The following is a 12,782-nucleotide window of genomic DNA, read 5'->3' on the forward strand; positions in this document are numbered from 1 at the left end:
CCGTCGGTCCTTGCGCGATGTCTTGACGGTGTCCTGACGGCTGGCCATAGTGATGCCCGTTGCGGCACGGGAGGTGTCCGTGCCGTCATCACGCGTGCCCTTTCCCGGCTGGAATTGTTAGCGCTAACAATTCCCGAGGTCCCGAGCCCACCGGTTCGCGCCGCCCCTGGCCCCGACAGGCGGCAGCCCGGGCCGGTCCGGTGGCGACGGACCGGGCCGGTCCGGGCCGCTCACTCCACACCCCACCCAGTGAAGGAGTTCCTCATGATCAAACCGTTGATGCAGCGCCTCCGACGGGCGTTCCTGGCAGCCGGCACGACCACCGTGCTCGCCGCCGGTCTGCTCACCGCCGCGGCCGGGACCTCGCAGGCGGCCACCCAGGGCCCGTGCGACATCTACCTCGCCGGTGGCACGCCGTGCGTCGCCGCGCACAGCACCACCCGGGCCCTGTACGGCGCGTACAACGGCCCGCTGTACCAGATCAGGCGCGCCTCCGACAGCGCGACCAGGGACATCGGCCCGCTGAGCACCGGCGGGTACGCCGACGCCGCCGCGCAGGACTCCTTCTGCGCCGGCACCAGCTGCGTCATCACCGTCCTCTACGACCAGTCCGGCAAGGGCAACCACCTCACCCAGGCGCCCGCCGGCGGCGCGGCCGGCGGGCCGGACAACCTCGCCAACGCCTTCGAGGCGCCGGTCACCGTCGGCGGGCACAAGGCGTACGGCGTCTACGTCGCCCCCGGGACCGGCTACCGCAACAACCACACCAACGGCATCGCCACCGGCGACCAGCCCGAGGGCATGTACGCCATCTTCGACGGCACGCACTTCAACGACGGCTGCTGCTTCGACTACGGCAACGCCGAGACCAACAGCCTGGACACCGGCAACGGTCACATGGAGGCGCTCTACTTCGGGAACAACAAGGCCTGGGGCTCGGGCAGCGGCAACGGACCCTGGGTCATGGCCGACCTGGAGAACGGCCTGTTCTCCGGGGTCAACCGCGGCTTCAACGCCAACGACCCCAGCGTCGACAACCGCTTCCTGACCGCCATGCTCAAGGGCGGCCCGAACCAGTGGGCCCTGCGCGGCGGCGACGCCCAGTCGGGCGGTCTGTCCACCTTCTACAGCGGCGCGCGCCCCAACGCCACCGGTTACAACCCGATGCACAAGGAGGGTGCGATCATCCTCGGCATCGGCGGTGACAACAGCAAGTGGGCCCAGGGCACCTTCTACGAGGGGGTCATGACCCAGGGCTACCCGTCGGACGCCACCGAGAACGCGGTCCAGGCCAACATCACCGCCGCCGGCTACACCAGCGGATCGACCGGCACCGGCACGCTGACCCCCGGCTCCCGGATCTCCCTGCGGGCCACCACCGCGCCCTGCTGCACCTCGCACTACCTCCGCCACGACGACGCCGACACCAAGGTCGTCATCTCCGGCACCGACTCCTCCAGCTCGGCCACCGCCAAGGCCGACGCCACCTGGATCGTCCGCGCCGGCCTGGCCAACAGCTCCTGCGTGTCCTTCGAGTCCGCCGACAGGCCCGGGCAGTTCCTGCGCCACTACAACTACGAGCTCTACCTGGACGTCGACAACGGCGCCGGCGCCTTCGCCCAGGACGCCACCTTCTGCCCGACCGCGGGCAACAGCGGGACCGGTACGTCCTTCCAGTCCGTCAACTTCCCGACGAAGTACCTCCGGCACTACAACTACACGGCCTACATCGCGAGCAACGGCGGCACCAACAGCTGGGACAGCAGTGCCAGCTGGGCCGCCGACACCAGCTGGCTGGTCGCCCAGCCCTGGGGCTGAGCCACCGGCGCAGGGCCACCGCGCACCGGCCCGCCACCGCCGCACCGGCGGTGGCGGGCCCGGCTCGCGCGACGCAGGCCCGCCGGGTCCTGATCCGACACGCCGCAGGAGCAGAGGAGCCGACCCTTGTCCTACAGCATCCGCGCGGGCGCCCTGGAACGGCACACCGCCGCAGAGATCCTCCGCATCGAGCCCTGGGGACCGGACGCCGTCCGGGTGCGGGCCTCCTCCGGGACCATCGACCCCACCGCCCCGGGTGCGCTGGAGAACCCGCCGCCCGCCCCGCAGGCCGAGGTGTCCGTGTCCGAGGACGGCAGTGCCCGCCTGGTCAACGGCAGCATCGCCGTCGAGGCCTCGGCGGACGGCCGGCTGACGTTCCGCCAGGCCGCCTCGGGCCGCGAACTCCTCGCCGAGCGCAGCCCGGACGCGCTCCCCACCGGCTCCCGCGTCCACGCGGCCGGCGGCCGGACGGAGCAGTCCTTCGAGGCCTACGACGGTGAACGGCTGCACGGCCTGGGACAGCACCTGCACGGGCGCCTGGACCAGAAGGGCTGCGTGATCGACCTCGTCCAGCGCAACACCGTGGCGGCCGTCCCCTTCCTGCACTCCTCGCGCGGCTACGGCCTGCTCTGGAACAACCCCGCCACCGGCCGCGTCGAACTGGGGGCCGACACCACCCGGTGGACCGCCGACGGCGGCGGGCGCATCGACTACTGGATCACCGCCGGCGACACCCCGGCCCGGATCCTGGACTCCTACACCCGGGCCACCGGCCGTCCGCCCCTGCTGCCCGCATGGGCCTCGGGCTTCTGGCAGTCGAAGCTGCGGTACCGCACCCAGGACGAACTCCTCGCCGTGGCCCGGGAGTACCGGGAACGCGGACTTCCGCTGTCCGTCATCGTCTGCGACTTCTTCCACTGGCCGAGGATGGGCGACTGGCGCTTCGAGGCGAGCGAGTGGCCCGACCCCGCCGCCATGGTCAAGGAGCTGACGGACCTCGGCGTGCGGCTCGCCGTCTCGGTGTGGCCCACCGTCGAGCCCGACAGCGACGCGTACGACGCGCTGCGCTCGGCCGGGCACCTCGTCCGGGACACCGGCGGCGGTCTGCTCACCTTCCCGTGGCCGTCCCGCTACGGCGGGGAGGCGCTGATCCGCCCGATGGCGTACTACGACGCCACCCACCCCGGAGCGCGCACCGCGCTGTGGCAACGGCTGGACGACAACTACCGTTCGCTGGGCGTGGCGTGCTTCTGGCTGGACGCCTGCGAACCCGACGTACCCCCGGACCTCGCCGAGCGCGCCGTCTACGCGGCCGGGCCGGCCGCGGAGGCCGCGAACCTCTACCCGCTGGAGCACGTCCGCGCGGTGGCCGACGGCCTGCGCGCCGCCGGCGAGGACCGGCCGCTGTCCCTGGTGCGGTCCGCCTGGGCGGGCAGCCAGAAGTACGGCGCCCTGCTGTGGTCCGGCGACATCCCCACGACCTTCGACTCCCTCGCCCGCCAGATCAGGGCCGGCCTGAACGTCGCGATGAGCGGCATCCCCTGGTGGAACACCGACATCGGCGGCTTCTTCGGCGGCGACCCGGACGACCCGGCGTACCGTGAGCTGCTGATCCGGTGGTTCCAGTACGGCACCTTCAGCCCCGTCATGCGGCTGCACGGGGACCGCGTGCCCCACCACCCCGCCTTCGCCACGGACATGACCGGCGGGCCCAACGAGGTCTGGTCGTACGGGGAGCAGGCGTACGGCATCCTCCGAGACCACCTGTCGCTGCGCGAGCGCCTGCGCCCGTACCTGCACCGCCTGTCCGAGGACGCCCACCGCACCGGCGCCCCGCCCATGCGCCCGCTGTTCTTCGACTTCCCGGAGGACGGACACGCCTGGGAGGTGGACGACCAGTTCCTGCTCGGCCCCGACCTGCTGGTGGCACCCGTGGACGAGGCGGGCGTCCGGGCCCGCCGGGTGTACCTGCCGTCCGGCACCCGCTGGCGCGACCCGGCCACGGGCCGCCTGCTGGACGGCGGAACGACGCTCGACGCCGAGGCCCCGCTGGAGCGCATCCCGGTCTTCGTCCGGGAGGGCGCGGACGTCGCCGCCCGGCTGACACCGTCCGAGGCCTGACGGAGGGAGCAACGGCCGTCCGAGCTCTCCCTCCACGGTGCTGGTCGCTGCGGTGGGTGTCGGCGACCGCGCCGCCGGACGGCCACCACGGATCGGTCACCCTCGGATCAGACCGATGGATTCGGGCTCAACGAAGGGCCGTGCCGACCGCACTCACCAGCACGAACCCCATGAAGCCGGCACCGAGGTACATGCCGAGCCGGATGTAGCGGTACTTCGCCGCAACCGTGCGGGAGAGGACCACGAACTGGGACAGGTCCCGCTCCACCAGATCGGTCTGCTCGACCGTTGAGCGGACTTCGTCGAGCGGCCGCGCGCCGGCGGCGACGTCGCCGAAGTAGTGCACCGCCCTCCTGTCACCGGTCCCTACCCGGGGCATCACGGCACCGGCGAACAGCACCAGTGCGGCCACCCCGCAGGCGCAGGCGCCGAAAAAGGCCAGCCCGGCCCACCAGTCCGACATGAGCGGGTCATAGTTTCCGGAACTCAGCGCGCCGGCCAATGCCGCCAGTGCCACCCCCAGGGCCGCGAGCAGCAGGTTCGCCTTCTGATCGGCCTTGGCCAGTTCCTCGCGGGTCTCGGTGAGCAATATCCTCGCCAGTTCGGCCCCGCGCCCGCTTCCGTTCCCGCTTCCCCCGGCCGCACTTGTCGCCATACGACACCCTCCCCGCTCGCAGCTCCCCGAACTCTACTGGGGCCAAGCGGGTTTGATGCAACATCACTGTTGCCGACGGCGTCGCCCTGGCAAGATGAGGGCCGCACTCGAGTGTCGGGGGGTCGGCACATGCCTTCGGCAACCTGGATTTTTTGGCACGTGCACGCCGGGACGGTCATGAACAGTCGGAATGGCAATCGCTACTACGTCATATCGAGCGACATCAAGGGTTACAGGCGGCAGGTGAGCGGGGCGGATCAGGAGGAGTGGCAGCGAACCCTCCGGGACTCCATCGGGTCAGCCGCTGAGCACATCGGGCTTCAATTCGACTACGAGGCGGAGAAGGAAGCCGGAAATCTTCAGGCCGAGGGCGACTCGCTGACCTGGAGAATAGCCGGCCAGCAGGTCGAAGGAGTCAGGCTGGCCACCGATTTCATCCTCACTCTGGGCGAGCAGCTGGACAATCACAACAGGCTCTCGGGGGGCGAGCCGCTGAGGATACGGATCGCGATCGACAACGCGGCCCTCCCTACGGGGCCGAACGGCTGGCTGGGCGATGCGCACCGGGTCGGGGACATGCGGGACTGCAGTGAGCTCAGGGACAGCCTCAAAGCGGCACCCAAGAACATCGCCGTGGCGGTGAGCGACCCGGTGTACGCGGACGTCAAGGTCAGTGACGGCCCCTGGCGCCTGTTCCATGAGGTCAGCTACAAGCCGAAGTCGGGAAAAAGAGAACGCGCTTGGATCTATGTCCCCGGAGCGATCCCGTGGAGCCCCTCCGAGAGGCGGAAGAAGAAAGCGATCTACTGGGGTGCGGTTCCCGCCTCTGTGGTCCTCGCCGGAGCAGCGGCCTTCTGGGCGGCGAAAGCTCCCGGGAAGCAGCAGGTCGAGAGCTTGAAGACCCCTCCTGCTGTCCAGCTGACGGCCACGGACGACTCCGCCCGGCCGACCTTCGAGGCAAGTCGTGCGGGGCGGTACCTGGCGCTGACCGTATCCCTCCGAAATCCACAGGGCAACGTCAACGACTGTCTTCACCGGGCCACGCTCACGGTGGGCGCCTCCTCCAACTCGCCGGAGGTCCCCCTCGTCCCGGGGCAGCCCACGATCATCGACCTCGGAGCGCCGACGAATCTGGCTCACCCGGTGATCCGCCTGGGCGGGGTCCCCTCGAACTGCGTTCTCGTGTTGGGCTACGACGAGGCGGTCATGTCCGACTCCATCTCGCTCTTGAAGGAGCAACCGTGAATCGACACCGGATCGGCGTCTGCATGGTTCTCGCGGCCGTCCTGCCGCTCGTGTCATGCCAGGGCGACACTTGCGGTCCGTCCGACCCCACGGGAACCTCTGCGGCGAGCCGCTCACCCGCGGTGCTCGACTCCGAAGCGGCCCCGGAGCCGTCCAGCCCTCCGGGACCGCTCCCGCTCCTCGGCTCGAAGAAGCGGGTGCACATCTACATCGGCATGAAGAACGATCAACCTGGATGGACTCAGACCGTCGGCTACAAGGCGGCTGGATTCGACAACTCCGTGGCCGATTTCCTGGGCAAGGAGAAGGAGCTGAACTTCAGCTTCGACCGGGTCGACGTGCCGTCCGGCGAGCGTGACAGCAAGCTCGTCAACCTCGATGTCCAATTCGTCATCGCCACCTATTCCATGACGGATGACCGTCGAAAGCTCGTCGACTTCCTCGGGCCTTACATGGCGACGCCGCAGGCCATCCTGGTCCGCGCCGACTCGAAGATCAAGACGATGGCCGACATCAACAGCTCGACCCGGCTCTGCACCGCGAAAGGCGGTCTGCCGGCTTCCGCGAAGCCGATGGTCGGAACGGTGGTCACGGAGGACGACTATTCGGATTGCGCGAAGAAGCTGCTCGACGGGAACTACGACGCGATGTTCACCGACACGGTGATCCTCTACGGATACGCGGACCAGAGCAACGGAAAGCTGGAAGTCCGACCGGACATCAACCTCGGAGACCCCACCGAGTACGGAATCGGCCTGCCCAAGGACAGCCTGAAAGATCCGGTGAACTGCGTCAAGATGTTCAACGCGCTGCACGATTTCCTGCTGGACGGCTGGGAGGCCGCCTTCAGGGGCAGCCTGCCCGTCGCCGTCCAGAAGAACCCCAATTTCATCCAGAACTACCGGCCCGAACCGGAACGTGTCACTCCGGAGAAGAACTGCCCGAAGCAGGGCTGACAGTGGCTGTTCTGAATTCCCGGTGATCATCACGTGTCCGCAGATCGCGGCGGTCAGCCGCTGGATGCGGGTTCAGCGGACGCAGGGCCCGGACAAGCCATTCAAGCTGTCCGGGCCCTGTCCGGGCTGATTCCCCGGTCCGGGTGAAGGGGCAGGGGGCCCGGAGGCGGGCGGAGGGCTACGTCTGCGGGGCCGACGGCTGCGCCTGTGCCTCGACCACCAGTGCGTGGCCGGGGTGGTTGGCCAGGCCCGGGGCCGCGAGGCCGACCTGGGCCAGGTACCGGCCGGTGAGGGTGAGCGCGCCCGCCCGTCGTGCCCAGGCGGGCCAGGTGTGCTCGGGGGAGGAGAGTTCGGGGCGCACCCGCAGGACGTAGCGGGTCTCGGGGTCCAGGCCCGGGAGGCGTACCGGCGCGCCGTTCTCCGCGACGGAGGTCTCCAGCTGGACGTACGCGAAGACGGCGTGGGCCCGGTCCCGCGAGACGACGCCGTGGACCCAGGCGGCCGGGTCGGGGTGGTCGGTGCGGACGACGTCGCCGCCGTGGAGCAGCGGGCGCAGCTGCCGGTAGGCACTGACCCACGCGCTCAGCGCGGTCAGGTCGTCCTGCGACCAGGTCGAGATGTCGGCTTCGATGCCGGCGTGTCCGAACAGGGCGGTGGCGCAGCGGAAGGCCAGGGTGGTGTCGCGGCGGCTGATGTGGGCGGGGGCGGAGCCGACGTGTGAGCCGATCAGCTCGTGGGGCAGGAGCAGGCCGGTCCAGCGCTGGATGGCCTGGCGTTCGATCGGGTCGATGTTGTCCGATCCCCAGATCCGGTCGGTGCGTTCGAGGATGCCGAGGTCGGCGCGGGCCCCGCCGGAGGAGCAGGACTCGATCTCCAACCCGGGGTGGCGGCCGCGCAGTTCGTCCAGGAGCCGGTAGACGGCGGTGGTCTGCGCGTGCACGCCGGGTCGGCCGTCGTGGACGGCGTCGGCGAGGTCGCGGTTGTGGTCCCACTTGAGGTAGTCGATGCCCACCTCCTCGACGAGGGTGCTGATCCGCTCCAGCAGGTAGGCGTGGGCCTCGGGGTGCGCGACGTCCAGGACGTGCTGGCTGCGCTGCTCGAACGGGAGGCGGTCGGGGTCGGCGAGGAACCAGTCGGGGTGGGCGCGGGCCAGGTCGGAGTCGGGGTTGACCATCTCGGGCTCGAACCAGAGGCCGAACTGCATGCCGAGCCCGTGGACGTGGTCGGCGAGCGGGCGGAGCCCGTCGGGCCACACCTTCTCGTCGACGTACCAGTCGCCGAGCCCGGCCCGGTCGTGGCGGCGGTGGCGGAACCAGCCGTCGTCCACGACGAACCGCTCCACGCCGACCGCCGCCGCGGTGTTCGCGAGGGCGCGGACCCGTTCGGGGTCGTGGTCGAAGTAGACCGCCTCCCAGATGTTCAGGGTGACCGGCCGGGGGGTGGCCGGGTGCTGTGGGCGGGCCCGGAGCATGTCGTGGAATCCTCGGCTGATGCCGTCCAGGCCCGTGCCGGAGGCCGCGAAGTACACCCACGGGGTCCGGTACAACTCGCCCTCGGCCAGCCGGATCTCACCCGCGTCCAGCAGTTCGCCGCCGCCGAGGACCGTCGTCCCGTCGGTCAGCCGCTCCGCGTACTGGACGTGGTTGCCGCTCCAGGCGGCGTGCACGCCCCAGACCTCGCCGTACCGGAAGCCGAAGCCCTCGCTGCCGGCGAGCAGCAGCCCCGCGTCGAAGCCCGTGCGGCCGCGCCGGTTCTCCCTCGACCAGACGCCCTGCCGCAGCGGAGCGCGCTGGGGGGAGCGCTCACGGGCCCAGCGGCCGGCGAAGTCCAGCAGTTCCACGGCGTGGGCGGGGACCGGCAGCACGCACGCCAGCGCCTCCAGGGTGTAGGTGTCCGTCGCCGTGTTGGTCAGGGTGTGGCGCAGCCGCACCACGCCCTGTTCCGTCATCTGCAGCTCGGTGTCCAGCGTGAGCCCCGCGCCGGGGTCCAGGGCCCGCACGCGGACGGTGCCGCCCCGGCCGTCCTGGGCGCGTACGGCCGCCGGTTCGGCGAGCTCGAAGCGCGGCGGGCGGACCCGGCCGTCGCGGTGCCCGGCGAGGGTCGGACGTCCGAACCAGCCCCAGCCCCGCCCCTGGGAGGGCATCAGGCTGCCGGCCTGGTGGCGCGAGGTACGGCCCAGGGCGTCGAGTACCTGCGCGGCATCGTCGGCGCGGAAGCCGGGATCGGCGCCCCAGTGCAGCACCCGGGGCATCTCGGGTCCGGTGACGTCGAGCGCGAGGGCCGTGTCACCGGCCGACAGCACGACGAGATTCGCCTCAGTCAATTGGTCCTCGTTCAGGGTGGGATGGATGGATGGTCCTGGTCCGATGCCCGACGGCCGCCCCGCCGTACCCTCGGCAGCACGGTAGCCGTGGGCACGGGGCGATGCCGGTCGCCGCAGTGGCCGACGCGCCGTGCTCGGCGCGGAAGCGTCCTCGTCCGCCCGGGCCACGGGCCGGAGCCGTCCGGCCAGGGGCCGTGCCTGGTTCCGTCAGGAGGTGGGTGAGCGCTCACAAAGGCCCTGGTGTGCCGCGTTCGCCGGTTCGGGATCCCTCCGTCGGCGAGTCGGTTCCGTGCCCCCGCCCGACGAAGTGCACTCCAAGAGATAGCACGTCCGCCCGCGCGCTGAACATCCCATCGCCGGGAACCGCTCGGTCGCAGCTGAATGAGTGCACGGCCCGGCTTCTGACACGCTGGCACCATGACCTTGCAGCGAAAGGACCATGCCGCGTAGGCGTCCTTCGGACCTGCGCTCGGAGAACCGGAGGTTCCCGGTCGAGCGTGGGCGGTATTCGAAGATCGGCCGGGTGTCAGGCTCGGCGCAGGCCGACATCATCCGTGTGGAGCGAACCCGCTTGGAGCCCGGTGCCCTTGGCAGGGCCCTGGTCGCCTGGAGCGCGCTTGCCCGTACCCCGCGACGACGTTCACCCGTGTTTCGCACCGGCTGTGGCCAACCGTCCTGCTGCCCACCGGAGCCGAGCGAGTGGCGGGACCTCCTGGACGTGGCCGTGCATGCCTTGCCGCCGAAGTCCGCGCGCGAACTCGCCCGCATCGTCGGGCACCTCGACGGCAGGATTCTCGACCACCCGGCCCTGAGACACACCGTCTCGCCGCGCGGTCCGTGGTGGAGCTCCAGCCCGTGGCCGTGGGAGGACTGACCGTCCTCGCGCCGGTAGCCCTTCGACCAGCGGCTGGCATGCTGCCTTGCATGGTCGGCACTGCTGATATCGAAGATTCGGGCGGGACGTGGTCGTTCGTCGCTGCGCGCGAGCCGGCCGAATTTGCCGCGGTCGAGGTCGAAGGCGTGCCCGGCGTCGAGCACGCCGGAGGCAACGGCCGCACCCTCTGCGGGATCCGCGGCCGGTACCTGAAGCACTTCCTGCACCACTTCCAGCCGAGGGCGCCGGCCTCGTGCCGCCAGTGCCGGGCGCTGGCCGAGTCGGCGCCGTCCCGGCCGTGCGGGCAGGAACGCCTGCACGACCTGCTCCTGCGAGAGGCCGACGACGGGCCGCTGTGTAGGGAACTGCTCGCCGCGCTGCGCCGGGGTGCGCGGCTCGCGATCTGGATCACGGGCCCGGCGAAGGACCTCACCCGCTCCTATTCGCGGATCGACCGGATGACGGAGGACTCCGGCCCGGCGGCGGAGGCGCTCGCCGCGGCGGGTGCCTCCATCACGCTGGCCCGCGTCGAGGACGCCGACCGGCAGTACCTCGTCGTCCTGCCGCCCGGCGGCGGCGCCCGCATCGCGCGCGGGGCGTTGGACGGCCTACCCCGGGCGTAGCCCGGTCCTCCTCCGCCGTACGGCAGGTGGGCCGCGTCGGTTACCACGCGTGTGGCCGCATCGACCGGCTCGGTGGTGGCCCAGGCGGGCGGGGAGACGAGCTTCGCTGATCGGTCCCCGCACCCGGGCGCGGATCACCTCGCCGAGGCCGGGCTCCCGGGTCGCGTCGTCGTCGAGGGCGGGAATCGACGGTGACGGGGTGGCTACTGGCCGCATTCGTCGAAGGCTGCCTGGAGGTCGTCGGGGAGGGGTCGGAGGTCGGGTGCTAATCAGGGTTCTGACACCTGGGGCACAGCTCGTGGCGGCCCTCGGCTGTGATCACAGTGCCCCAGCCGCGGCATTCCTCGCAGCTGCGGGCCCGGTCGATATTTGCGCGGACGGTAGGAGCATGGGGGTGGGCTCCATGGGTCATGGGTGATTTTCCTCTGTAGAGCACGATCACTTACGCCCAGTTTGCCATGGTTCGTATGGATATGCGGAATGGGTGGCCGGCGCTCGTGATCTGCTCGGGTGCCGGCCACCTGGTCCATGGCGGACCACCTTCCGGCGCGACGGCGCGGAAGCGGGTCCCGTGGTTGCGGGCGTAGCCCGCGCTGTCGTGGTGCTGCTCGGCTCGGCGGCGGCGTCCCGGGCCGGCGACCGGGGTCGGGTCGGTGGGCTCGGGGACCGTGGGGCGGCCTGTCCCGTTCGTACCGGGCAGTCCTCGCTCACCGGTTCCGCGCCGGGGTGCCGGACCGCTCGGGGAGTGAGACGGGCAGGGCCGAGGTGACGCTTCCTCAGACGGGCCCGACCTGCAACGATCCGCTGGTGAAAAACGTGACTCACCGTCTCCACCCGGCACAGGTACGGCGCCAATGGATCTTCTCGACGCTCTTCCTGGCCGGTGGTGCCTACCTTCTGTACCGCGGTTCCCTCTCCCCGACGGACGTCCGGACTGCCGCCGTCATGGCTTTCGGGGTTCTCCTGATCATCGGCGGGCTCCTCCAGGTGAGGGGCGCCTTCAGCAGCGTGAGCTTCGACGAGCGCGAGATCTGGTGGACGGGGGCGCTGGGCTCCCGCAAGCGGTTCGCCTGGGCGGACCTCACCAAGGTCGAGGTCGGGAAGAACCGCGACCGCCCCGATTCCGGCTATGTCGTGCGGATCACCCACCGGGAGCACGGAGACTTCAAGTTGCCCGCGGTGATCGGCATGCCGGGAGCCTGGCGCGACCCGGACTTCGAGGCCAAGGCGGCCGGCGTCATCGCCGCCTGGCGTGCGGCGACGGCCGAACCCGCGGTGTAGTCGGGCCCACGAGGGCCTGGACACCGGCCTCTGGACACCGGCCCCTGGACGAGGACCCGGCGCTGAGGAGCGCGTCGCGTACCGTACCCGTGGTGCCGGCCGGCCTGTCCGGCTGGGCGGCCGCGAGCGCGTTGTCCTCCGGGGACTCCCCGGTGGTCGGTCCGATGCCGCGCGGGACCGGCCGCCTGGGCGGTCGGCTGGACGGCGTTCCCGGGTGTGGACGAGCTCGGCGGTGGTGCTGACGGTCAGTCACCTCTCTTTGCCCGCCTGCGTAACGGCGTGGACATCGACCTGTGCAGGGGCGTCCGGCTCGCGGTACGGTCGGCGTCACGGGTGCCGACAAGGGGGATTCGCCATGTTGTCCGAAGCGTTGACCGCGCTGGCCATGTCCGGTGGGACGGCGGTGATGACCGCGGCCGGGACCGAGGCGTGGGAGGGGTTCCGGGGCCGGCTGGCCGCCTGGTTCGGGAGGGGGGACGCCCAGCGCGAGAGCGCTGAGCTGCAGCGGCTGGGCCGCACCGCCACCGAGCTCGCGGCGGCCGAGGGCGAGCAGCTGGAGCGGCTCCGGATCCGGCAGGAGGCCTCCTGGCAGACCCGGTTCGAGGCGTTCCTGGAGGACCTGCCGGACGACGAGCGCGAGCGCGCCGGGGAGGCGCTGCGCGAACTGCTGGACGAGAGCGCGGCGCAGGCTCGGGTGTCGGCCGGTGACGGCGGGATGGCGGTCGGCGGAAACGTGCACATCAGCGCTCAGGAAGGCTCGGTCGCCGCCGGTGTGATCCACGGCGGTGTGCAGATCGGCCACCCTCAGGGGCCGGATCCGTCCAGGGGCTGAACGGACCGGCTGCGCCAAGCCCACCGCCGACCTCGCCACGGCCACTGTTCTCGG

At 71.1% G+C, this 12,782-nt stretch carries 9 protein-coding genes; 7 read left to right on the top strand and 2 right to left on the bottom strand.

From position 1 onward, the window contains the following. The first annotated feature begins 264 nt into the window (after nt 1-264). Both ACIRD3_RS19670 and ACIRD3_RS19675 read left to right on the top strand, forming a co-directional pair. A complete protein-coding gene (locus tag ACIRD3_RS19670; RefSeq protein ID WP_402218022.1) occupies nt 265-1,818 on the top strand; it encodes an alpha-L-arabinofuranosidase B in 1,554 nt (517 codons plus the stop codon). Nucleotides 1,819-1,944: 126 nt separating this feature from the next. After that, nucleotides 1,945-3,939 (top strand): TIM-barrel domain-containing protein, encoded by a 1,995-nt coding sequence (locus ACIRD3_RS19675; protein WP_402218025.1) that lies wholly within the window; start codon nt 1,945-1,947, stop codon nt 3,937-3,939. A gap of 127 nt (nt 3,940-4,066) precedes the next feature. On the opposite strand, the gene ACIRD3_RS19680 is transcribed toward ACIRD3_RS19675, so the two are convergent. Then, nucleotides 4,067-4,528 (bottom strand): Pycsar system effector family protein, encoded by a 462-nt coding sequence (locus tag ACIRD3_RS19680; RefSeq protein WP_402218027.1) that lies wholly within the window; start codon nt 4,526-4,528, stop codon nt 4,067-4,069. Between the two features lie 225 nt (nt 4,529-4,753). On the opposite strand from ACIRD3_RS19680, the gene ACIRD3_RS19685 reads away from it, so the two are divergent. Both ACIRD3_RS19685 and ACIRD3_RS19690 read left to right on the top strand, forming a co-directional pair. After that, nucleotides 4,754-5,839: a hypothetical protein gene (locus ACIRD3_RS19685; protein WP_402218030.1), complete on the top strand. Its 1,086-nt coding sequence runs from the start codon at nt 4,754-4,756 to the stop codon at nt 5,837-5,839. Then, a complete protein-coding gene (locus ACIRD3_RS19690; protein WP_402218032.1) occupies nt 5,836-6,795 on the top strand; it encodes a transporter substrate-binding domain-containing protein in 960 nt (319 codons plus the stop codon). The genes ACIRD3_RS19685 and ACIRD3_RS19690 overlap by 4 nt, the downstream gene beginning before the upstream one ends. Nucleotides 6,796-6,973: 178 nt before the next feature. Here the strand turns inward: ACIRD3_RS19690 and ACIRD3_RS19695 are convergent, their stop codons facing one another. Further along, complete coding sequence (locus tag ACIRD3_RS19695; RefSeq protein ID WP_402218035.1) at nt 6,974-9,118, bottom strand: alpha-galactosidase; 2,145 nt, start codon at nt 9,116-9,118, stop codon at nt 6,974-6,976. A gap of 924 nt (nt 9,119-10,042) precedes the next feature. On the opposite strand from ACIRD3_RS19695, the gene ACIRD3_RS19700 reads away from it, so the two are divergent. The 3 genes from ACIRD3_RS19700 (at nt 10,043) to ACIRD3_RS19710 (ending at nt 12,728) form a co-directional block, all read left to right on the top strand. Continuing rightward, complete coding sequence (locus ACIRD3_RS19700) at nt 10,043-10,615, top strand: hypothetical protein (RefSeq protein WP_402218038.1); 573 nt, start codon at nt 10,043-10,045, stop codon at nt 10,613-10,615. Nucleotides 10,616-11,560: 945 nt separating this feature from the next. Beyond that, a complete protein-coding gene (locus tag ACIRD3_RS19705; RefSeq protein ID WP_402218041.1) occupies nt 11,561-11,896 on the top strand; it encodes a hypothetical protein in 336 nt (111 codons plus the stop codon). Nucleotides 11,897-12,251: 355 nt separating this feature from the next. Continuing rightward, nucleotides 12,252-12,728, top strand: coding sequence for a hypothetical protein (locus ACIRD3_RS19710; protein ID WP_402218044.1), 477 nt, complete (start codon nt 12,252-12,254; stop codon nt 12,726-12,728). Nucleotides 12,729-12,782: the final 54 nt, after the last annotated feature.

It is taken from the genome of Kitasatospora sp. NPDC093550 (genome assembly GCF_044764985.1).
GTDB lineage: Bacteria > Actinomycetota > Actinomycetes > Streptomycetales > Streptomycetaceae > Kitasatospora.